The organism is Pseudomonas sp. CCI4.2, from assembly GCF_034350045.1.
GTDB lineage: Bacteria > Pseudomonadota > Gammaproteobacteria > Pseudomonadales > Pseudomonadaceae > Aquipseudomonas.
Map to the genome: position 1 here is coordinate 2,437,916 of NZ_CP133781.1, position 20,901 is coordinate 2,458,816.

Annotated in this window: 17 protein-coding genes; 8 read left to right on the forward strand and 9 right to left on the reverse strand. The window is 56.3% G+C overall.

The features are described from left to right. Positions 1–97: 97 nt before the first annotated feature. From adeC to RHM65_RS11060, 3 genes are read right to left on the reverse strand one after another with little or no spacing between them, the layout of a single operon-like run. Positions 98–1,561, reverse strand: coding sequence for an AdeC/AdeK/OprM family multidrug efflux complex outer membrane factor (gene adeC / locus RHM65_RS11050; RefSeq protein WP_322165949.1), 1,464 nt, complete (start codon positions 1,559–1,561; stop codon positions 98–100). Next, positions 1,558–4,695 carry an efflux RND transporter permease subunit gene (locus RHM65_RS11055; RefSeq protein WP_322185016.1) on the reverse strand — a complete coding sequence of 1,046 codons (3,138 nt, stop codon included), beginning with the start codon at positions 4,693–4,695 and terminating at the stop codon, positions 1,558–1,560. Before RHM65_RS11055 ends, adeC begins: the two co-directional genes overlap by 4 nt. 3 nt (positions 4,696–4,698) lie before the next feature. Then, positions 4,699–5,859: an efflux RND transporter periplasmic adaptor subunit gene (locus tag RHM65_RS11060; protein WP_322165947.1), complete on the reverse strand. Its 1,161-nt coding sequence runs from the start codon at positions 5,857–5,859 to the stop codon at positions 4,699–4,701. 246 nt (positions 5,860–6,105) lie between these two features. On the opposite strand from RHM65_RS11060, the gene RHM65_RS11065 reads away from it, so the two are divergent. Both RHM65_RS11065 and RHM65_RS11070 read left to right on the forward strand, forming a co-directional pair. Further along, on the forward strand, positions 6,106–6,738 hold the full coding sequence (locus RHM65_RS11065) for a TetR family transcriptional regulator (RefSeq protein ID WP_322185018.1): 633 nt from the start codon (positions 6,106–6,108) through the stop codon (positions 6,736–6,738). Positions 6,739–7,067: 329 nt separating this feature from the next. Then, the gene (locus RHM65_RS11070; RefSeq protein ID WP_416195036.1) at positions 7,068–8,198 is read left to right on the forward strand and encodes a DUF3396 domain-containing protein; all 1,131 of its coding nucleotides are present in this window, start codon (positions 7,068–7,070) and stop codon (positions 8,196–8,198) included. Here RHM65_RS11070 and RHM65_RS11075 read toward each other — a convergent pair. Genes RHM65_RS11075 through RHM65_RS11085 form a run of 3 tightly spaced genes read right to left on the reverse strand, consistent with a single transcriptional unit; the run spans position 8,134 to position 10,339 of the window. After that, positions 8,134–8,967: a hypothetical protein gene (locus RHM65_RS11075; RefSeq protein WP_322185020.1), complete on the reverse strand. Its 834-nt coding sequence runs from the start codon at positions 8,965–8,967 to the stop codon at positions 8,134–8,136. The two genes, RHM65_RS11070 and RHM65_RS11075, sit on opposite strands and share 65 nt — an antisense overlap. 51 nt (positions 8,968–9,018) lie before the next feature. Continuing rightward, positions 9,019–9,840: a hypothetical protein gene (locus tag RHM65_RS11080; RefSeq protein ID WP_322185022.1), complete on the reverse strand. Its 822-nt coding sequence runs from the start codon at positions 9,838–9,840 to the stop codon at positions 9,019–9,021. A gap of 58 nt (positions 9,841–9,898) precedes the next feature. Further along, the gene (locus RHM65_RS11085) at positions 9,899–10,339 is read right to left on the reverse strand and encodes a hypothetical protein (RefSeq protein WP_322185024.1); all 441 of its coding nucleotides are present in this window, start codon (positions 10,337–10,339) and stop codon (positions 9,899–9,901) included. A 220-nt stretch (positions 10,340–10,559) separates the two neighbouring features. Here RHM65_RS11085 and RHM65_RS11090 point away from each other — a divergent pair, with 220 nt between their 5' ends. Then, complete coding sequence (locus tag RHM65_RS11090) at positions 10,560–11,405, forward strand: cache domain-containing protein (protein WP_322185026.1); 846 nt, start codon at positions 10,560–10,562, stop codon at positions 11,403–11,405. Positions 11,406–11,461: 56 nt separating this feature from the next. On the opposite strand, the gene RHM65_RS11095 is transcribed toward RHM65_RS11090, so the two are convergent. The 3 genes from RHM65_RS11095 to RHM65_RS11105 form a co-directional block, all read right to left on the reverse strand. Next, positions 11,462–12,976 (reverse strand): MDR family MFS transporter, encoded by a 1,515-nt coding sequence (locus RHM65_RS11095; RefSeq protein WP_322185028.1) that lies wholly within the window; start codon positions 12,974–12,976, stop codon positions 11,462–11,464. A 121-nt stretch (positions 12,977–13,097) separates the two neighbouring features. Next, entirely contained in the window at positions 13,098–13,250 is a 153-nt protein-coding gene (locus tag RHM65_RS11100) for a hypothetical protein (protein WP_322165940.1), read from the reverse strand. Between the two features lie 303 nt (positions 13,251–13,553). Beyond that, positions 13,554–14,441 carry a LysR substrate-binding domain-containing protein gene (locus RHM65_RS11105; RefSeq protein ID WP_322165939.1) on the reverse strand — a complete coding sequence of 296 codons (888 nt, stop codon included), beginning with the start codon at positions 14,439–14,441 and terminating at the stop codon, positions 13,554–13,556. Between the two features lie 159 nt (positions 14,442–14,600). Between RHM65_RS11105 and RHM65_RS11110 the strand changes: the two genes are divergently transcribed. The 5 genes from RHM65_RS11110 to RHM65_RS11130 all read left to right on the forward strand — a co-directional run bounded on the left by RHM65_RS11110 (position 14,601) and on the right by RHM65_RS11130 (position 20,888). Beyond that, on the forward strand, positions 14,601–16,241 hold the full coding sequence (locus RHM65_RS11110) for a 5-guanidino-2-oxopentanoate decarboxylase (RefSeq protein WP_322185030.1): 1,641 nt from the start codon (positions 14,601–14,603) through the stop codon (positions 16,239–16,241). Beyond that, positions 16,235–17,677 carry an aldehyde dehydrogenase family protein gene (locus RHM65_RS11115; RefSeq protein WP_322165936.1) on the forward strand — a complete coding sequence of 481 codons (1,443 nt, stop codon included), beginning with the start codon at positions 16,235–16,237 and terminating at the stop codon, positions 17,675–17,677. The genes RHM65_RS11110 and RHM65_RS11115 overlap by 7 nt, the downstream gene beginning before the upstream one ends. A gap of 220 nt (positions 17,678–17,897) precedes the next feature. Beyond that, positions 17,898–19,001, forward strand: a complete 1,104-nt coding sequence (locus tag RHM65_RS11120; protein WP_322185032.1) for an ABC transporter substrate-binding protein — start codon at positions 17,898–17,900, stop codon at positions 18,999–19,001. Positions 19,002–19,125: 124 nt separating this feature from the next. Continuing rightward, the gene (locus RHM65_RS11125; protein ID WP_322165933.1) at positions 19,126–20,034 is read left to right on the forward strand and encodes an ABC transporter permease; all 909 of its coding nucleotides are present in this window, start codon (positions 19,126–19,128) and stop codon (positions 20,032–20,034) included. Beyond that, a complete protein-coding gene (locus RHM65_RS11130) occupies positions 20,031–20,888 on the forward strand; it encodes an ABC transporter permease (RefSeq protein ID WP_322185034.1) in 858 nt (285 codons plus the stop codon). The genes RHM65_RS11125 and RHM65_RS11130 overlap by 4 nt, the downstream gene beginning before the upstream one ends. Positions 20,889–20,901: the final 13 nt, after the last annotated feature.

The window sequence follows — 20,901 nt, forward strand, 5'->3', positions numbered from 1 at the left end:
GCTAATAGCCTCGCTCACATTGGTTGAAGAACCGGCTTAATCCAAAGCCGCATAAAAAAACCCACCAATCGGTGGGTTTTTTTATGCGGCGTTGAAACTAGAAAAGTCTGGTTTCAGGCACGTCGCCGGTCGTGGGTTTGTTTTGGTCGGCGGTTTGTTCGTACCAACCGCCGCCCAAGGCTTTGTACAGATTAACTTCACTGGTCAGTTGCGAGAGACGGTCACTGATCAACGATTGCTGCGCGGCGAACAACTGGCGCTGGGCATCAAGGAAGGTCAGGTTGCTGTCGATACCGATGCGATAACGACGTTCAGCCAGGCGGTAGTAGTCCTGGTTGGCGGTAACGAAATCACGTTGCGCCTGAAGTTGTTCGTTGTAGGTCTGGCGTGAAGCCAAGCCGTCAGAAACTTCCTGGAACGCGGTCTGGATCGTTTTCTCGTAGTTTGCAACGCCAATGTCTTTCTGGATTTTCGAGTAATCCAGGCTTGCGCGCAGGCTGCCAGCGTTAAAGATGGGCAGGCTGATGTGCGGCTCGAACAACCACGTACCCGACCCACCCTTGAACAGACCCGACAAGTCCGCACTGCCGGTCCCGGCGCTGGCCGTCAGGCTGATGCTCGGGAAGAACGCAGCGCGCGCCGCGCCGATATTAGCGTTGGCCGCCTTGAGCTGATGTTCTGCTTCAAGGATGTCAGGGCGACGATGCAACAAGTCCGACGGCAATCCCGCTGGCATGTCCGCAAGAATGTCGGTAGCGAGCGGTTGGCTCGCTGGCAGATTGGCCGGTAAACCAGTACCCAATAGCAGCGTCAGGCTGTTCACATCTTGAGCGACCAGACGTTGATATTGCGCAAGCTTGACCCGGGCACTTTCCACCGAGGTGCGCGACTGCGCCAGGTCGAGAGCGGACGACACACCGACTTCGCTGGTGCGCAAGGTGAGCTTGTAGCTCTCCTCGAACGCCTTGAGTGTGTCTTGAGTCAGCTTGAGTTGCTCTTGGTCAGCGACCCAAGTCAGGTAAGCGTTGGCCACGTTGGCCACCAAACTGATCTGCGTGCTACGGCGAGCTTCCTCACTGGAGAAATACGTCTCCAGCGCTTGCTGGCTAAGGCTGCGTATGCGTCCAAACAGATCCAGCTCATAGGCGCTCAGGCCCAATGTTGCTGAGTACTGGCCGCCGACTGTCGCTTTCCCGCCCTGTGACAAATCGGCAGGGGTCCGTCCACGAGAGCCGCTGCCGTCAGCGGAAATCGCCGGGTACAGGTCGGCACGCTGGATGCGGTATTGCGCACGGTAGGCGTCGATGTTCAGCGCCGCAACACGCAGGTCACGGTTGTTGACCAGCGAGGTCTGGATCAGTTGTTGCAACGCCTGATCTTTAAAGAACTGACGCCAGCCTTGTTCAGCCGCAGCAACATTGGCCGATTGGGTCGGCGAATAGGCAGGACCTTGCGGATACTGCGCCGCAACCGGCGCGGCAGGTTGCATGTAATCGGGGATCAACGAGCAGCCGCTGAGAATGAACGCGGTGACTGCCAGAGAGATCAGGGACTTGCTCATTGGCCAGCCTCATCGTGTGGAATTTTTTTCGGTTTACTTTTGAACAGCGAGGATACCGAAACGAAGAACAGGGGCACCCAGAAGATCGCCAGAACAGTTGCGGTGATCATACCGCCGATCACCCCGGTACCGATCGAGTGTTGACTGCCGGAGCCTGCGCCTGTGGAGATCGCCAGCGGGACCACGCCGAGGATGAACGCTGCAGAGGTCATCACAATCGGTCGTAGACGCATCCGGCAGGCTTCGATCGCGGCCTCGGTATAGCCCTTACCTTGTTCGTGCAATTCCTTCGCGAACTCGACGATCAAAATGGCGTTTTTCGCCGATAGACCTACCGTTACCAACAAGCCCACCTGGAAGAATACGTCGTTGGACAACCCTCGCAAGCTGGTGGCCATTAACGCACCGATGACTCCCAATGGCACCACGAGCATGACCGCGATCGGAATCGACCAGCTTTCATACAGCGCCGCTAGACAGAGAAACACGATCAGCAAAGAAAGGGCGTACAGCGCTGGGGCTTGAGATCCAGACAGGCGTTCTTCATACGACAGACCGGTCCAGGAATAGCCGATACCTGCCGGAAGTTGCTTGGCCAGACGTTCAACCTCATCCATGGCTTGGCCGGTGCTGTAACCCGGTGCTGGAGTACCGAGTATCTCTTCAGCCGTTACGCCGTTATAACGCGACAGTTTTGGAGAGCCGTAAACCCAAGTGCCAGAGGCAAAAGAGGCGAAGGGAACCATCGTGCCGGTCGCGCTACGTACATACCACTTCTTCAAGTCTTCAGGCGTCATCCGCGCGCTGGCTTCGCCCATAATGAACACTTTCTTGACGCGACCGCGGTCGATGAAGTCGTTGATGTAACTGCCGCCCAGCGCAACCGACAGCGTGGTGTTGATGTTCGTCATCGTCACGCCCAAGGCGTTAGCGCGTTCGTCATCAATCACCAATTGATACTGCGGTTCATCGTTCAAGCCGTTAGGTCGGACACCGGCCAGAATTTTGCTTTTAGCCGCCAGACCGAGGAACTGTCCGCGTGCTTCCATCAACTTCTCGTGACCGACGCCGCCCTGGTCCTGCAAGTAGAAGTCAAAGCCGGTGGCGTTACCCAGTTCGAGAACCGATGGAGGAACGACGGCGAAGGTCAACGAATCACGGAAGCCGAAGAAGTGCGCCTGAGCACGCTTGGCCAATTCGAAGACACTGTTTGACGAACCTGGACGTTCATCCCACGGTTTCAACAATATAAACGCCAAGCCGGAGCTTTGGCCGCGACCGGCAAAGTTGAAGCCGTTGACGGTGAACACCGATTGCACCGATGACGATTCGGAGTCGAGCAAGTAGGAGCGCATTTTGTCGAGAACGACCTGAGTACGTTCTGCCGTTGAGCCTGCCGGGGTTTGGACCTGGGCGAAAATAACCCCTTGGTCTTCTTCCGGAAGGAACGCGCTCGGGATGCGGGTGAACATCCAGATCATGCCAGCGAAAATCAGCGCATAAACCAGGAACGCTGGGATCTTGTGCTTGATCATGTTGCCGACGCCGCGCTCGTAACTGAGCACGCCACGGTCGAAGGTGCGGTTGAACCAACCGAAGAAGCCGCGTTTAGGCTTGCCGTGTTTCTCTGGGTCGATCGGCTTAAGCATGGTTGCGCACAGTGCCGGGGTGAAGATCAGTGCGACCATTACCGAGAGCGCCATGGCGGACACAATGGTGATCGAGAACTGCCGATAGATCACACCGGTAGAGCCGCCAAAGAATGCCATCGGCAGCAGAACCGCCGACAACACCATCGCGATACCCACCAATGCACCCTGGATTTGGCCCATGGATTTTACGGTGGCGTCTCTGGGCGAGAGATGCTCCTCGGCCATGACCCGCTCGACGTTCTCGACCACCACAATCGCATCGTCCACCAGCAAGCCGATGGCCAACACCACGCCGAACATCGTCAGGGTGTTGATGGTGAAACCGGCGGCCGCAAGGATACCGAATGTACCCAGCAATACGACCGGGATGGTCATGGTAGTGATCAGCGTGGCGCGCAAGTTCTGCAGGAACAGGAACATCACCAGGAACACCAGGACGATCGCCTCGATCAACGTATGAACCACCCCGGTAATCGATTCGGTGATCACTGGGGTGGTGTCATACGGATATACCGCGCGCATGCCTGGCGGGAAGAACGGTTCGAGCTGAGCAACCGTTGCCCGGATCGCTTTAGAAGTATCCAGTGCGTTGGCGCCCGTTGCCAGTTTGATCGCCAGACCAGAAGCAGGTTTGCCGTTGAATTGTGCGCTGACGCTGTAGTTTTCGCCGCCTAGAGCGACATCGGCAACATCGCCTAGCCGAACTTGCGAGCCATCCAGGTTGACTTTGAGCAGGATGTTCTTGAACTGCTCAGCGGTTTGCAGACGGGTTTTGCCGATGATCGTAGCGTTTAGTTGCTGACCAGGGAGTGCTGGAAGGCCGCCTATTTGACCCGACGAAATCTGCACGTTCTGCGCCGCAACGGCCGCTGACACGTCTACCGGCGTTAGCTGGAAGTTGTTCAGTTTGGCGGGGTCAAGCCAGATACGCATGGCGTACTGGGCACCGAACACCTGAAAGTCACCTACCCCGGAAGTCCGCGAAATAGGGTCTTGCATGTTGGAAACAATGTAGTTGGCCAGGTCGTCCCTGTTCATGCTGCCGTCATCAGAGACCAAACCGATGACCAACAGGAAGTTTTTTACCGCCTTAGTTACGCGAATACCCTGTTGCTGTACTTCTTGTGGAAGCAGCGGTGTCGCCAGGTTCAGTTTGTTCTGCACCTGAACTTGGGCGATATCCGGGTTGGTGCCCTGGTTGAACGTCGCGGTGATGGTCATGCTGCCGTCAGAGTTACTTTCCGAGCCGACGTAGCGCAGGTTATCAATACCGTTGAGTTGCTGTTCGATAACCTGGACCACGGTATCCTGCACGGTTTGTGCAGAGGCGCCTGGGTAGGTTACCGAAATCGCGATCGCCGGTGGTGCAATGGCTGGGTATTGGTTGATCGGCAGTTTGGCAATCGCCAATGCCCCGATCAACATGATCATCAGGGCAATTACCCATGCGAAAATTGGTCGGTCGATAAAAAATTTCGACATGAATTACTCCCCTTTACTGCTCGCGGCTTTATCAGTGACCGGTGCAGGTGCCGGGTTAACTGGGTCGACGTTGGTCGCCTCGGTTGCTTTCACTTCCACGCCAGGCTTGACGTACTGCAGCCCTTCAGTAATTACCCGATCGCCTGCTTTGAGGCCGCTGTCGACCAACCATCGGCTGCCCGCAGTCTTAGAGGCGGCGAGCTGACGCAGTTCAACTTTGTTATCCGCGTTCACAACCAGCGCTGTTGGAGAACCTTTTAGATCGCGGGTTATACCTTGTTGTGGCACCAGAATGGCTGCCGAGTTTACGCCCGCCTGCAGCTGTGCATGGACGAACATCCCTGGTAGCAACGTGTGATTGGGGTTAGGGAATTTAGCGCGCAGAGTTACGGAGCCTGTGGTCTGGTCGACCGATACTTCTGAGAACTCCAATTTACCTTCAAGCGGGTAAACGCTGCTGTCTTCCAGGGTCAGTTTGACCTTGGCAGCGTTGTCGCCGGCTTTTTGCAGCTTGCCGCTTTCTAGCTGATGACGCAGGGCCAAAAGGTCTGCCGACGATTGGGTGACGTCGACATAGATCGGATCAAGTTGCTGGATCACGGCCATGGCATCGGTTTGTGCATTATTGACCAATGCACCTTCGGTCACAGCAGAGCGACCAATACGACCCGAAATCGGCGCAAGCACTTTGGTGTAGCGCAGGTTGATTTCAGCGGTCTGCAGGGCTGCCTGGGCTTCGAGGCTGGTGGCCTGCGCCGTATCGAATTCCTGACGGCTTACGGCTTGCTCGTTGACCAACTGCTTGTAGCGATCAGACAACGACTTGGCCGACTGCAAGGTTGCCTTCGCACTATTGGCGGTCGCTTCATAGATCGCTGGATCGATTTGATAAAGCTGATCGCCCGCCTTGACGTCGCCGCCTTCGGTGAACAATCGCTTGAGAATAATACCGTTGACCTGAGGACGAACTTCAGCAATGCGGAACGCGGTGGTGCGTCCGGGCAATTCAGTTACCTGGGTATAGGCCTGGGTTTTCACGGTCACTACGCCGACCTGAGGAGGGGGTGGTGCAGGCGCCGCCTCTTGCTTTTGATTACATCCGCTCAGCAGTGATGCCAAGGCGACGGCAGTAACCAGAACGGAAACAGCTGGCTTGAAATGCATGAAGATCCTCGGGTCAGGAGCGTGAGTTGCTCGAGAAAGTGAAAGTGAAAAAAGGTTTCGGCTAGATAAATAGGATGCTAATGAATATACTTACATTCACGGTTGTTTGTAAATACCCTACCTGCGATGCTCCAGCATCGCGAGGTAAGGAGTGTAGGCCCGGGACAAGGCAATACAAAGGCTGCCCGGCACTGTCTCTGGCTTAGCGCTTTCGGCCAAAGATATTTTGATTGAGGTTTTACTGCCATGGTCCGTCGCACTAAAGAAGAAGCTCAGGAAACACGACGCCATATTCTTGAAGCAGCCGAGAAAGCGTTCTATGCACGTGGCGTCGCTCGCACCACCCTGGCTGACGTCGCGACCCTTGCTGGCGTGACTCGCGGCGCAATCTACTGGCATTTCAGCAATAAGGCGGACCTGGTTCAGGCCATGCTCGACAGCCTGCATGAGCCACTGGAAGACATGGCCAGAGCGAGCGAAAGCGAGGACGAAATCGATCCACTGGGGTGCATGCGAACGCTGCTGATAAAATTGTTTCGCCAAGTTGCATTGGATCCGAAAACCCGTCGCATCAATGAAATTCTGTTTCATAAGTGCGAATTCACCGATGAAATGTGTGATTTACGACGCCAGCGGCAAATCGCCGCACTTGACTGTAATGATCGTATTGGCCTTGCTCTGGCCAACGCCGTGCGTAAAGGCCAAATGCCGGCTACCTTGAACACGGTTCGCGCATCGATCTGTTTGCACGCTTATATCGATGGCATTCTTGGCCAGTGGTTACTGATTCCGGACAGCTACGGCCTGGGTAACGATGCCGAGCTGTTGGTTGACACCGGACTGGACATGCTGCGCCTGAGTCCTGCTCTGCGTGGCTGAGCATAAGGATCAGGCAATCCAAATGAATATAATCGGGCGGCGCTTCGCCTGCACTTATATCTTTGTACAACTAGGTTGAATAGTCAGTTTACTAAGTATTTACCTTCCTTTTTTGCGTGTAGGCCCCGTTGCGTTGCCGCCGCCCACCGCAAGGTTGCCGGGGCCCAAGTCAGCGAATTCGAAAAAATTACGAGTAGTTTTGTACTTCGCAAGTAGGACTCTTCTTTCTCGATGTAGCTGATTTCCCAAATTAATTTCGGTGTATTGCCCCCTTCTGAAAGACCGTTCAGTCTCCGCAGTCAGAAAATTGCGGATTGAGGGGACAGGGGATGTCGGAAAAGACCTTGGCTGACGTGAACCATTTGAATAGGCTTACGGATCAGGCCGAAAATTTGGTATTAAACTCGATTCAAGGTGAGCCCATCATTCGCCTTGGGTTGATCGCCACGCTGTACTTTAAACACGGCGACACTGCGGAGATAAAGTCGCGTGTGGCGGATTGTTTTAGTAAGTTTCGAAAGGAGTTCAGCCCACACTTGAATTGGCAGTTTTACAAAACGCTACGCAAGATGAGCGGCAGTGGCTTTTCGAGTTGCCGCCGAAAAATTCTGGAAAGCTCCCCTGATCAACAGTTTATGTGGTCAATCAGCAGTGCTAGGTTGCAGCAGGTTGCCCAATATCGACTGTTTGTGATGAACATTCCCCGCAGTCAGTCCACAACGGATCGCTCCTGCCTGAAGATGGTACTGCCTTGGTCGATCCTGCTTGAGCCCGGCGGTCCTCAACGTTACGAGGCATGGCTTAACTACTTGTGCAATCAAGTGCACGCAGAGCATGGATACGGTGGCTTGTCTTGTACGCTGCCCTATGACGGTCAGCGCTATTTCCCGCAGGAATACCTACTGGCAAAACAGTACATCGGCTTAATAGTTGATCCCTTGCCCCATGTAGAAAGCTTGAGACTGCTTGATCACATAAAAGGCGTGAATTGGTTCACGGTGCTGGGCCGCCGCTTTGTCAACAAACTGGGTGGGAATGACGCGCTACGCCGTCAACTCAGCAGGCGCAGCGACATCATTTTTCGCGCATACGATGACGGTCTGATTATTCGGGCGGGGGCGCTGCCCAGCCTGGGCGGACCGGGTGAAGAAGCGCCAGCGCCTTATATCGAAGTCAATAGAGCCATCAAACCCATTCGTGTTCGGGCTACCGGTTGTCTTCATGCTTATTCACTCTTGGGTGACACCTTCAGCGAAGCATCATCCGCCGCCTGGCACGCCCGCTTTGATGAGCAACCGCCAGCACCGTTGGACGCAGGCGAACGTTGTACACACACAGGCTACTGGTCTAGCAATGCCACTGTCCGTTCGCGGTGCTTATTTACAGAGGGCGATATCATGCCGACGTATCCACACCTGAAGGGGCGGACTCAGTGGTTTTGGCTGAGAGAGTCTGAATGAGCGTTCGTTCTGCAACGGGTGAGTTAGCGTTAGGCTTTTGGAAGTATTTGCTCATCCACGGGTCCCAGGTTGCTTCTTCGGTATTGGGATACCCATTGTCTTCTGCTTCTTTCAAGAACCTGAGTAACTGCTCTCTATCACCGTCGGGGTACATCGAGCGTTCAACGTCAGATTGCGCATCGCAGAAAGCGATGATCGCTTTATAAGGAATACCATCGCGGTTGCTGTTTCTGGTCATGTATTCGAAGTCTTTTCTCTGCTGCGTGCGTGACGCCAAGTAACGTTCGGCAGGGGTATGGTTGCCGGTCTCATCGTAGAGGATGTCGCATAATTCCTCTCTCGAAAGTGAGTCATAAGGGTTGCCGATTTCAGTACGGGTGGTATGTGAGATAAAAAGAAACGAAGCGACTTGCTCCGCTTGTGCCTGCCTCTCTGGGGAGGTGTCCAACGGTTTTTGCATCAGCAGCGGTGATGTTTGTCCTTGACTGTTTACTTGATTGATAAACCCGACTTTCCAGCTCGACGCTCCGTGGGTGCGATGCCAGATAGCTTGAAGTTCGGCCTTTGATCGCGGTGTCTTTACTGCTGATTGTTCTTGGCGGTACAACCCTTGGGCTTCAGGTGAAAGGGTTACTGACGCAGTGTCATCGCTGCTGGAGTTTTGCCCTGAGGGTATTTGCGTGACTGACTCGTAACTTGGCTGATCCCCCCGGGTAACGGTGGTTGGAATGATGAATGTTGGAATATTTGAACTAACTGGCATCGACATGAAAAAGCTCCCTGCTGGATAACGCTCGCCCGTGAATACGCTCAACTGCATTCATGCCGCAGCAGGGGCGGACTCAGTGGTTTTGGCTGGCAGGGGTTCAATGAGCGTGCACTGCGCAACGAGCGAGTTAGCATCAGACTTGCGGAAATATTTGCTCATCCACGGGTCCCAGGTTGCTTCTTCGATATTGGGATACCCATTGTCCTCTGCTTCTTTCAAGAACCTGAGTAGCTGCTCCCTATGACCTTCGGGGTACATCGAGCGTTCGACGTCTGATTGCGCGTCGCAGAAAGCGATTAGCGCGCGATAAGGAGTACCTTCGCGGTTGGTGTTTCTGGTCATGTATTCGAAGTCTTTTAGCTGCTGGGTGCGTGACGCCAGGTAACGTTCGGCAGGGGTATGGTTGCCGGTCTCGTCATAAAGGATGTCGCATAGTTCGTCTCTCGAAAGAGATTCGTACGGGTTGCCGGTTTCACTGCCGGTGGTATGTGAGAAAAGCATAAATGAGGCGGCTTGTTCCGCTTGAGCCAACCTGGCGGGGGATGTGTCCAACGGCTTTTGCATCATCAGCGGTGATGCTTTGCCTTGACTGTTTACTTGCTCCATAAAACCAATTTTCCAGCTCGAAGCTCCCTGAGTCCGGTGCCAGATAGCTTGAAGTTCGGCTTTTGACCGGGGCGTTGTTTTTACGGATTGTTCTTCTTGGTATAACCCCTGCGCTTCTTTGGAAATGGTTACTGACGACGTGGTTTTACTCTGGGCGGCATGCGCCAGTGCCGTTGATGTTTCTCGTGTATTTCCCGTTTGGTCAAAACGGACAAGAAACTGCGGAGGGTAAGACGTTGCGGCAGTCGCGTTGGCGGAAATCGTCATGAGATAGCTCCCTGCTTTTTAAGGCAGGGCACCTGCAGGCAAGTGCCCTGCAGGCGGGTTATTGAATGGTGAAATTCACGGTGTAGTTAAACGGAATGCCCAGTGTCGGAAGTGAGATCGAGGCAGTACACGTCGCGCGCGATGAGCCGATGGATTCGCCGGCTTTTTTCCAGGTCGGAATATGTCCGCGCATTGATGGCAGCGCCAAGTGGGACGCGGTGAACCGACATTTCTTAGTCCCGGCGGTGTAGGTGAAGCGTATGCCCGACGCCTGATAGCCGAAGCTGGTCAATGTAAAGCTTGTGCTAGTGTTTGCATCGATATATCCGAGAGCTGGACGTACACTTCCAGAGAAATTCCCAGCACCCAACGCTGCCTGTACAGACGTCCGATTGTTCACAACGATGATCGTTTCGGTATTAGCACTGGCAACCACACTGCTAACGCTCGCCACCAACCCCAAAAAACCAGCCAATACTGCTTTCTTCGCACACTTCATAACGGTCAAATCCCTATCTATCAAATTGATCCATAGCGACCACAATCGGTCGTTTCATCACTGTGTAAATCCTTACCCCTCATCAATCGGCAGCGACGAAAAACCCTTAATACGGACGTTTCCGCGTTAGGTGTAGGACGAATCTTTGTAGGGTTGATAGGCATAAGTACGGCTTACGACTAAGCTCTGACGACTTCAATAATAAGAGCGGGGATGCGGTATGAAGCGACTAAGGATGAGTGCGATGTTCGGTTGGTTGTTGTGTCTGTGCCTAAGCGGCCAGGCATTGGCAACTGAAGCAGCCGATGACGGGCAGGCAGCCAAGGATTTGTTGATCAAGGCGCTGGCCGAATACCAGAAGCAGGGTGACAACGCTTTCGCCGAGTTCAGTCGGCAGGGGGATTTTGTCAGCGGCGAGCTTTATGTGTTCGTGGTTGATATCAATGGCGTGATGTTGGCGAGCGGCGGACCTTCGGCGGTATTGATCGGGCGGGACGTGATGCCCACGCTGAGCCCGGATCTACAGAAAGCCTTCAAAGACATTCTCACTACGCAAGCCAACGGAATCCAGGAAGCCGAATACCGCTGGCAAAACCAGAACGACGGCAAGGTGGAACGCAAGCGCGTTTATTACAAGCGTGTAGGTGATCGGGTACTGGCGGTGGGTTATTACCTGCCACGGGCCTCGGCCGAACAAGCCAAAGCGCTATTGGAAAAAGCCTCTGCCGCGTTGGTCAAAGACGAAAACGGTACCATCAACGATATCAACAGCCTGAAAGGCGGCTTCCTCCAGGATGATCTGTACGTATTCGTCGTCGATTTGAATGACCACCGCTATGTCGCCCACGGCACTAACGTGCGGTTGGTTAAAACTGACTTCAGCAAGGTCAAGGATCCGGAAGGCAAACCTGTCGGCGAGCCGATACTGGCGCTCATCAATAAGCAAAACGATGGCGAGTATGATTATCGCTGGCGTAACCCGGTGACCAGCAAAATCGAGAACAAGCACGCTTACGTGCGCAAGGTCGGCCACTTCCTGGTGGCGGTGGGTTATTACAGCCGCTGAATCTGACCTTAGAAAATCATCAGATCGCCCTCGCCAGGCGACCTGATGACTGGGTCTCACGCAGTGCTCTTGTCACCGTGGGCCCGACCACGCAGTAGTTTGTTCGGCATCGCGATAGCGGCGACCAAGCCCAGCAGTGAAATCCCTGCGCTGATCATCAACAGATGGCGAAACGTTAGCGATAGCTCCCCTCGTAAAATCTCCAAGGCCGGGGCACTGGCCGCATTCAAGCTGTCCATCAACAGATTGCCCGAACTGGCTGCTCCCACCGGTCCGGCATTGAGCTGACCAATCCCGGAACTCTGCAACATCGCCAATAACAATGCTGACATCAGCGCGATGCCCACCGCGCCGCCCAGTGAGCGGAACAAGTTGGTAGTACTGGTCGCAACGCCCATGTCGGTGGGATCAACTGAGTTTTGCGTGCCCACCAGTGACGTCGGGAATTGCAAGCCGCAGGCGAATCCGGTCAACACCATTAATACGCTGGTCATGAGGACCGACTGCGGAGGCGTGAACGCCATGCCCAGCACCACGAAGGGCATCATCAGTGCGCCAGCGAGAATCAACGGTTTATAGCGGCCCGTTAACGACGTTGTACGTCCGCCGAAAAAAGCACCCATCGGCATGCCAATCGCCAGCGGTAAAAGGTGCAACGCGGCTGCGTCTGCACCGCCACCGGTCACGGTCTGGAACCGCAACGGCATCAGTACGATTAATGAGATCGATTGAAAACTGGTGAAAAACATGGTGCACCAACACAGCACCGCCGTGCGGTTGGCAAACAGATGCATCGGTAACAAAGGCTCCCGTGCTCGGCGCTCGTACCAGACGAAGGTTGCCAGTGCGAGCAGCGCTACGCCGAGCAGCACCAATACTTCGGGGTCGTGCCAGCCATGACCTTGACCGATCTCGGTGACGCCCAGCAGCAGGGCGCTTAAACCAATGATCATCAAGACCGTGCCTAAGTAGTCGATGATTGGCGTGCGCTGCGGAACGGGCAAACCGATCAATGTCCGTCGGGCGATCCACCAGGCGCTCAGGCCCAGCGGTAAGTTGATCAAAAATACCCAGCGCCAAGACAAATATTGCGTCATCACGCCGCCCAGTACCGGACCGGCAACGCTGGCTACAGCGTACATACCGCTGAAATACCCTTGATAGCGCCCGCGCTCACGCGGCGGCACGATGTCGCCAATGATCGCCTGGCTGACCGAGACCATTCCTCCGGCGCCAATCCCTTGGATGATCCGTGCCAGCACCAATTGCTCCATGCTCTGAGCCATGCCACAGAACAGTGACGCCAAGGTAAATAGCCCGAGGCCAAACAGCATCAGGTTGCGTCGACCGTAAAGATCGCCGAGCTTGCCGTAAATGGGCACGGCAACGGTCATCGCCACCATGTAGGCGGAAATCACCCAGGCGAGGAGATCAAAATCGTGGAACTGGGCGGAGATCGCCGGCATCGAGACCGCGACAATGGTCTGATCGAGCGCGCTAAGAAAGACCGCCATCATGAGCGCGAATAGCACGCTGCGGATAGCAGGTTTGGGTTGGTTCAGACTGGTCAAGATAGAGCCCAACTAGCAGTGAAAACCTGCCACAAAGGCTGGCAGGAAGAAGCTGGTCAGTCTAATCCGATAGCTCGCTATTCGATAGGCTCGTATGCAATGAGGTAGAACGAGAAGGCGCCTATTTGAGGCTCAGTCCAGCAAAGGTCGCGTCTTGAGGCGCGCAGTGGCTGGCGGTGCAAATGGAGAAGCGCGGCGCTTGCCGGGCTTCCTCGATTCTATAAGCACCCGCGGCGTAAATGGCCAAGACGACAGCGACTGAAAGTACGGCCATGGTTCTTCTTTTTGTAATTATCATGTTGCCCACCTCTATCCGACTTTAAAAACGTGTTTTAAAAGGACTAAGGGAATTGTAGGACAGTTCTGATCGGCATGTAGCCTACATTGTGCTATCACCAAATCGACAGGCGGCTGGCTGACCAGCGGTCATGCACGGGGCAGCGTATTTATCTGTCAGCTTCGCGGATTTCGTCATTTAGATGCTCGACGGAATCGAACAATCTGCGCACCCGCGTTTTACTGTCGGTTATGAATGCAGCCTCCTGAACAAACTTGTTGGCGAAGCGTAGGTGCTTGCTTATTCAGTCCGCTCAGCCGCCTGAGTCAGCAGCCAGTCGATCAGTTCGCGCAGCTGCGGCGACGGATCGGAGCGTTCCGGGTAGACCAAATAATACGCGGCGCCGGTTCGTACCTTGAGGTCGAAAGGCGTCACCAGCCGACCCGCGCTGAGGTCTTCACCGATCAATGCCCAGTCGCCGATGGCGACGCCGGTACCTTGGGACGCCACCGACATGGCCAGGTCCAGCGTGTCAAAGTGCTGGCCCTTGCCGATGTTATTCACGGTAGTGCCAGCGGCCTTGAGCCAGGCTTCCCAGTCGCGTTGGTCACGGGTCGGATGCAACAGCATGTGCTGTTCCAAATCGGCCAAGGTATTGAGCGGAACCGGTCCGCTCAATAATTGTTGCGAGCACACCGGCGTCAGTTGCTCGTCGAACAGATGGTGCGCTGCCACCGAATTGGCCGGTGGAGACCCGTACACTACAGCCGCATCGAATTCTTCCCGGCGAAAATCCACCGCGTGCTGGATGGTCGTCGTCAACTCCACCGGCACATCCGGGCGCTCTTTTTGCCACTGCAACAACCGTGGCAACAGCCAGCGCATCATGCAAGTTGGGGCCTTGAGTTTGAGGGTTTCGCGTTTCGCACCGACCTCCTCGACGGCTTCGTCGATCAGCGAAAACACTTTCTGAATCCGTGGAAACAGCTCGCTTCCTTGAGTCGTCAGACTCAAACCTCGCGCCTGCCGCTGAAACAGCGCATAACCCAAATGACTTTCCAGCCCGGAAATCTGCCGACTCACCGCGCCTTGGGTGATGTGCAGCAGTTCGGCGGCCCGCGTGAAATTGCAGCACTGGGCCGTAATCAGGAAGGTATGCAGGGCAGGTAAGGGCGGAAGGCGTTTCATTGGCGCTCAGGCATGAAGTGAGGACATGCCTAGCATGACATTTTTTGCCTTGTCACAGATATGGCTGCACGGTCCAATTGCGGTTCATCTGTAGCCTGTCCCGCAGCCGTAGGCGCCGGGATGTTTTTGCAGTTTCAAACAGAAGGAAGGCGGACAAACATGGCAACGTGCGGCGAAGTATTGGTCAAATTGCTCGAAGGCTACGGCGTCGAGCAGGTCTTCGGCATCCCCGGGGTGCATACCGTCGAGCTGTACCGTGGGCTCGCGGGCTCATCGATCAACCATGTGACGCCGCGTCACGAGCAGGGTGCTGGCTTCATGGCCGACGGTTATGCCCGCACCAGCGGTAAGCCAGGCGTGTGTTTCATCATCACTGGGCCCGGCATGACCAACATCACCACGGCCATGGGCCAAGCCTATGCCGACTCGATTCCAATGCTAGTCATCTCCAGCGTGCAATCGCGCAATCAGTTGGGCGGAGGACGCGGAAAGCTCCATGAGCTGCCGTCTCAAAGCAACCTGGTCGCTGGCGTGGCCGCGTTTTCCCATACGTTAATGTCGGCGGCTGAATTGCCTGCGGTCTTGGCCCGAGCGTTTGCGCTGTTTCAGGCCGGGCGTCCACGGCCGGTGCATATCGAAATACCGCTGGATGTATTGGTGGAAAACGCCGACCACCTGCTTAATACCCCGCCCGTTAACATCAGTCGAGCCGGCGCCGCCCCGGCTGCCGTGGCGCAGATGGTCGACCTTTTAGCTGCCGCAAAACGGCCGCTGATTCTGGCAGGCGGAGGTGCTATCGATGCCGCGTCCGCGCTGACCGAACTTGCCGAGATGCTGGGTGCTCCAGTGGCGCTGACCATCAACGCCAAAGGCCTGTTGCCCTCACGTCATCCCCTGTTGATCGGCTCGACTCAATCATTGGTGGCTGCCCGAGCGCTGGTGGCCGAGGCCGACGTGGTATTGGCCATTGGCACTGAGCTGGCCGAAACCGACTACGACATCACCTTCGCTGGAGGTTTTGAAATTCCTGGTACGTTGTTGCGGATCGATATCGATCCCGACCAAACCGTGCGCAATTATCGGCCGCACGTTGCGCTGGTCTCTGACGCCGATACGGCTGCCCAGGCCTTGCTTAGCGGGTTGGCGGCCAAGGAATTGGCCCCGCGTCTTGCTGATTGGGGCCCGCAGCGCGCCGCTGTATTGCGCGAAACACTGGAACCAACGTGGGACGACGCCACCCGCGGGCAAACCGTTTTCCTGCAAGCGGTGCTCGAGGTGCTGCCGGATGCGGTGTTGGTAGGCGACTCGACTCAGCCGGTGTACACCGGCAACCTGACGCTCAATCTGGAAAAACCGCGACGCTGGTTCAACTCATCGACCGGGTACGGCACCCTCGGTTACGCCTTGCCCGCAGCCATTGGTGCGTGGCTGGGCCGAGTCCCTGACGCGAGCGGTCGTGGTGCGGTGGTGTGCCTGATCGGCGACGGCGGTTTGCAATTCACCCTCGCCGAGCTGGCCAGCGCCGTTGAAGCGCGCACGCCGATTATCGTGCTGCTGTGGAATAATCAGGGCTACGAAGAAATCAAAAAATACATGCTCAATCGTGGCATTGAGCCGGTGGGCGTCGACATCTATACCCCCGACTTTATTGCTGTCGCCAAAGCGTTGGGCTGTGCCGCCGAAGCGGCTTCTGACGTTGAACTACTGAAAGCGGCATTGCGCGCGGCGGGTGATCGTCAAGGTCCGACCCTGATCGAAATCGATCAAACGCTGTGGATGAACGGGTTGAAATCATGCTGAGCGCTCAGCACGGGTTGTACATAAACGGTGAATGGTTGTCTGGCAGTGAACGCCTTTCAGTGATCAACCCGGCCACGGAAGCGCCTTTGGCCATGGTGGCAGGCGGTGATGAGACGTCAGTTGATCTCGCCGTGCAGGCAGCGCAATGGGCATTTCCAGTCTGGTCGCAAACGTCCGGGGCCGCTCGTGGCGCTGTGTTGCGCAAGATTGTCAGCGGCGTGCAAGAACGCCGCGAGCGCCTGATCGAACTGCAATCGCGCAACAACGGCAAACCGGTGTTCGAGGCCGCCATCGATGTCGATGACGTGATCGCGACTTTCGAGTATTACGCCGGACTTGCCGAAGCGCTCGACGCCAATCAGGACAGTGCCGTGCCGTTGCCCAGCGACGACTTCGCCGCGCGTTTGCGCCGCGAATCCTGCGGGGTCGTGGCATTGATCGTGCCGTGGAATTTCCCCATGGTCACCACCGCCTGGAAACTCGCGCCGGCCTTGGCGGCCGGGTGTTGCGTGGTGTTGAAACCCTCGGAAGTCACGCCGCTGCCGGAGCTGGAGCTTGCCGATATCATTGCCCACTGCGGCTTACCTCCGGGGGTGTTCAACCTGGTCTGCGGCACTGGCCTTGGGGTCGGAGCGCCTTTGGCGGCGCATCCGGGCATAGCGAAAATCTCCTTCACCGGCAGCAACGCCGTGGGCGTTCAGGTGATGCAACGCGCCGCCGAAACGGTCAAAGGTGTCAGTCTGGAATTGGGCGGCAAATCCTCGCTGTTGGTGCTGGCCGATGCCGACGTCGACCTGGCTGTAGAACTTGCCAGTGGTGGCGGATTTTTCAACGCCGGGCAAATGTGTTCGGCCACCAGCCGGGTGTTGGTTGCCGAGGAATTGGCCGACGTATTCCTGGAAAAACTCAAGGCGCGTGCGGACGCTATTCGTGTCGGTGACCCCTTCGATCCTGACGTTGAAATGGGTGCGTTGGTCAATCAGGCGCAATACCAGCGGGTGCTTGGCCACATCGCGGCGGGCATCAGTGCCGGTGCGCGACGGGTGTGTGGCGGTGAACGCCCTGTCGATCTGCCGCGCGGATATTTTTTGCGGCCGACTGTGTTCACGGGCGTGCCCCTGGACAGTGCATTGTGGCGTGAAGAGATTTTTGGCCCGGTGCTGTGCGTGCGCAGTTTCAGCTCTGAAGCCGAAGCCGTCGCGTTGGCCAACGACAGCGAATTCGGCTTAGTGGCCAGTGTCGTCAGTCGCTGTCCTGAGACCGCTGACCGGGTCGCAAACGCCCTCCAGGCGGGGCTGGTGTGGATAAACGCACCCCAGGTGATCTTCCCGCAAACGGCGTGGGGCGGTTACAAACACAGCAGCATCGGCCGCGAGTTAGGGCCGTGGGGGCTGCAGGCTTTTCAAGAACTAAAACACGTCATCCGTAGCGTCTAAAAGCCCAAGAAAAGTTCACGCATGCCTCGTTTCGAGGCATGCGTTTGACACATGGCTTCGATGACAAACTTTCGATTGTTGCCTCTTTCTCATCGCCTCAGGATGGCCCCCTCAACTCAGCTAAACCCTCGGTTTACGGGCGCTGTAGCTGAATGGGCGCGCGCACTCAGCCTGGGGCGAAGTCGCGATCACCTCACTTAAGAAAGCAACGGAGTCCGTCATGGGCGAGCATGATCTGAACAGAAGGCAATTCATCAAGACGGTGGGTGTTGCATCGGTTGCCGCCGCAGCGATGTCCATGCCGTTTATCCGGGCGAGCGCCAGTGAAAACCAGTTTCAGGGCAAAACCCTACGCTTGCTGACGTGGTCCGATGACACCGGATTGGCAGCGTTGCGCAACATCGCTGCGACCTTTGAAGCGAAAACCGGCGCCAAGGTCATCGCTGACCGCACCGGCAGTACCTCGGAGATGGTTGCCAAACTCAAGGCCGGTGGTGATCGTCCGCAATACGACATCATTACCTTGGCAGGCGTGGGCGCAGAAGGCTTGGCCGCTGCCGGTTTACTGGAAAAGCCCGACCTTAACCGTATCCCCAACATCGTGGACGTCCCGGAGAAATACCGTACCGGTGCCAACGGTCATGGCGTCGGTTACCTGCTTTGGTGCAACAGCCTGATTTACAGCACCCGCACCGTCAAAGAAGCGCCCAACAGCTACGCTGCCCTATGGGACAAAGACCTGGCACCGAGCATTTTCCTGCCGCCGCCCAACTGGACCGAGGCCATGGACCTGATCATCATCGCCGCCAAATTGGCCGGTGGTGACGAGCACAACGTTGAGCCTGGTTTCAAAAAACTCGCAGAACTCAAAGACCGGGTTGTGACCCTTGGTGAGAACCCTAACCAGATCGCCGAGCTGTTCCGCACCGGCTCGCTGGATATGGGTGGCCTGTACGCCCCTGCGTTCTTTCCGAAACAGCTGCGTGATCCAGCCTACGGTTTGGGCGCCACGTTCGGTATGAAAGAAGGCTTCTACACCGACTTGATGCAGACCGTTATGCCGAAAAACCGCCCCGGCGATACAGATTTGGCCTACGCCTTCATCAACCACTCTCTGGACCCATTGGTGCAGGGCAAGATGGCTGAAGACATCTACAACGGCCCGGTTAACGCCAAAGCCATTATCTCGGCCGAAGCGCGCAAGAGCCCGTACATCCTGACGCCGGAGCAAATCGCCGACAAAGCGATCATGCACGACAACGTCTTTCTGGCGACAGTGCATGACCAGTGGATTCGTCGGTATACCGAGATTTTCTCTTCCTGATCGCGTGAACCGAAGGTCGTTGCGGCCTTATCGCAGCCTTCGGCAGCTCCCACAGGGCTGAAGGCGTGATCGGGCTTACGAACACCGGCCCTGCTGAAATCCATCTCACACGAGATCATTGCTTATGGAAAACCAACCTTTGATCCGCTCGGTCGCTGCGTCTTCGCAACGGCGTGCCCGGCCGATTTCTCCCACGGCACGCGCCTGGCTTTTCCTTGTGCCGTCTATGCTGTTTCTTGCCGTACTGATTGCGGCCAGTTTGTTGGTATTGCGCATGAGCGTCGGCACCAAGGGCGCTGAATGGACCGGCTTCAGCCTTGCCAGTTACGCGCAATTGGCCGAGCCCTATTACTTGAAATCACTGCTGCTGACCTTGCGACTGGCGTTGTTCAGTGCAGCCATCGCGGTGGTGCTGGCGATTCCGGTGGGCTACACCATGTCGCGCCTGCAATCGCCGTTCTTGCGCCGAGTATTTCTGGCGGCTGTCCTGCTGCCGTTACTGGTCAACCTACTGCTGCAAAGTTATGGCTGGTTGGTGATTCTCGGGCCGGGCGGAATGCTCAACAAAGCCTTGATCGGCCTCGGCGTCATTACCCGTCCGGTAATGCTGCTGTATAACCAGAACGGTGTGCTGATGGGCTTGGTGCAAACGGCTTTTCCACTCGCTGTACTGCCCATCGCCAGCGCCATGCGTGGTGTTTCTCGCAGCTATGAAGAGGCTGCCGCAACCTTGGGCGCCAGCCGCTTTCAGGTGTTTCGCCAAGTGGTATTGCCGATGAGTTTGCCGGGTATTATCACGGGTGCGACTTTGGTTTTTGCCTACAACGCCAGTAGCTTTGTCGTACCGTTGTTACTTGGCGGCAGGCGAGTACCGATGTTGGCGGTGATGGTCCACGACCAAATCGCACCGCTGATGAACTGGCCCGCCGCCTCGGCAGCCGGTGTGGTGTTGATCGTTACGACACTGGCGATCATGACCCTTTCCGAATATTTTGCGGGTCGCCGCCGTCGTCTGTTGGAGGCCTCGCAATGAGCCGTTCCTCGAAAGCTCGTTTTCGCTTCCAGCCGGTATTGCCAGGCGACACCGGGCGTTTTGCCGGCGTCCTCTCGGGCTTCATTTTATTGCTGGCAGTGCTGCCGATTCTGACCATGATCGTCATGTCGTTCAGCGGCGCGTCCAACCTGGATTTCCCGCCCAACAGCTACAGCCTGCAATGGTACAAAGCGGCGTGGCAGACCTTCGTTTCGCCCGACGCCAGCGATGTGTTAAGCCTCGGCAAAGCCATGGCCACCAGCTTGTGGGTCGCGTGCTTGACCATGATTCTGGCGACCGTCGTGGCGGTGCCGGCTTCCTACGCGCTGACCCGTTGTGAATTTCGTGGCAAGGGCGTGGCGCTGCAACTGATGTCGCTGCCACTGGTGTTCCCGATGGTGGTGCTGGGTCTGGCGCTGCTGCTGATTTTCGACAGCCTGCCATTCCAGATGAACACCTCGCGGCTGGTGATTGCTCACGTTATTTTGGCACTGCCGTTCGTGGTCAAAAACTGCACGGCGGCAATGATGTCGATTGGAAGCGAAGTCGAAGAGGCCGCGCAAATGCTCGGCGCTTCACCGCTGCGGGCTATTGTCGATGTAGTGGTGCCGTTGATGAAGTCCGGGATTCTCGCCGGAATGCTGTTGGCGTTTATTGTGTCGTTCAACGAATTTACCGTGACCTACTTCCTCTACACCATCGACGTCATGACCGTACCGATATGGATGTACAGCCGCACTGTGTCTTCGCTGGACCCCACCGTGTTCTCGTTTGCCGTGCTGATCGTGCTGATCGACTTCGTCCTGATCTGGGCGCTGGAGAAGCTGGTCGGTGAAGGTGGCGTTTCGTTCTAGTTTTTTTGAGGTT

What these genes read in the sequence shown, in the direction of transcription:
- adeC (WP_322165949.1), bottom strand. Translation starts at nt 1,561, where the DNA reads ATGAGCAAGTCCCTGATCTCTCTGGCAGTCACCGCGTTCATTCTCAGC.
- RHM65_RS11055 (WP_322185016.1), bottom strand. Translation starts at nt 4,695, where the DNA reads ATGTCGAAATTTTTTATCGACCGACCAATTTTCGCATGGGTAATTGCC.
- RHM65_RS11060 (WP_322165947.1), bottom strand. Translation starts at nt 5,859, where the DNA reads ATGCATTTCAAGCCAGCTGTTTCCGTTCTGGTTACTGCCGTCGCCTTG.
- RHM65_RS11065 (WP_322185018.1), top strand. Translation starts at nt 6,106, where the DNA reads ATGGTCCGTCGCACTAAAGAAGAAGCTCAGGAAACACGACGCCATATT.
- RHM65_RS11070 (WP_416195036.1), top strand. Translation starts at nt 7,068, where the DNA reads ATGTCGGAAAAGACCTTGGCTGACGTGAACCATTTGAATAGGCTTACG.
- RHM65_RS11075 (WP_322185020.1), bottom strand. Translation starts at nt 8,967, where the DNA reads ATGTCGATGCCAGTTAGTTCAAATATTCCAACATTCATCATTCCAACC.
- RHM65_RS11080 (WP_322185022.1), bottom strand. Translation starts at nt 9,840, where the DNA reads ATGACGATTTCCGCCAACGCGACTGCCGCAACGTCTTACCCTCCGCAG.
- RHM65_RS11085 (WP_322185024.1), bottom strand. Translation starts at nt 10,339, where the DNA reads ATGAAGTGTGCGAAGAAAGCAGTATTGGCTGGTTTTTTGGGGTTGGTG.
- RHM65_RS11090 (WP_322185026.1), top strand. Translation starts at nt 10,560, where the DNA reads ATGAAGCGACTAAGGATGAGTGCGATGTTCGGTTGGTTGTTGTGTCTG.
- RHM65_RS11100 (WP_322165940.1), bottom strand. Translation starts at nt 13,250, where the DNA reads ATGGCCGTACTTTCAGTCGCTGTCGTCTTGGCCATTTACGCCGCGGGT.
- RHM65_RS11105 (WP_322165939.1), bottom strand. Translation starts at nt 14,441, where the DNA reads ATGAAACGCCTTCCGCCCTTACCTGCCCTGCATACCTTCCTGATTACG.
- RHM65_RS11110 (WP_322185030.1), top strand. Translation starts at nt 14,601, where the DNA reads ATGGCAACGTGCGGCGAAGTATTGGTCAAATTGCTCGAAGGCTACGGC.
- RHM65_RS11115 (WP_322165936.1), top strand. Translation starts at nt 16,235, where the DNA reads ATGCTGAGCGCTCAGCACGGGTTGTACATAAACGGTGAATGGTTGTCT.
- RHM65_RS11120 (WP_322185032.1), top strand. Translation starts at nt 17,898, where the DNA reads ATGGGCGAGCATGATCTGAACAGAAGGCAATTCATCAAGACGGTGGGT.
- RHM65_RS11125 (WP_322165933.1), top strand. Translation starts at nt 19,126, where the DNA reads ATGGAAAACCAACCTTTGATCCGCTCGGTCGCTGCGTCTTCGCAACGG.
- RHM65_RS11130 (WP_322185034.1), top strand. Translation starts at nt 20,031, where the DNA reads ATGAGCCGTTCCTCGAAAGCTCGTTTTCGCTTCCAGCCGGTATTGCCA.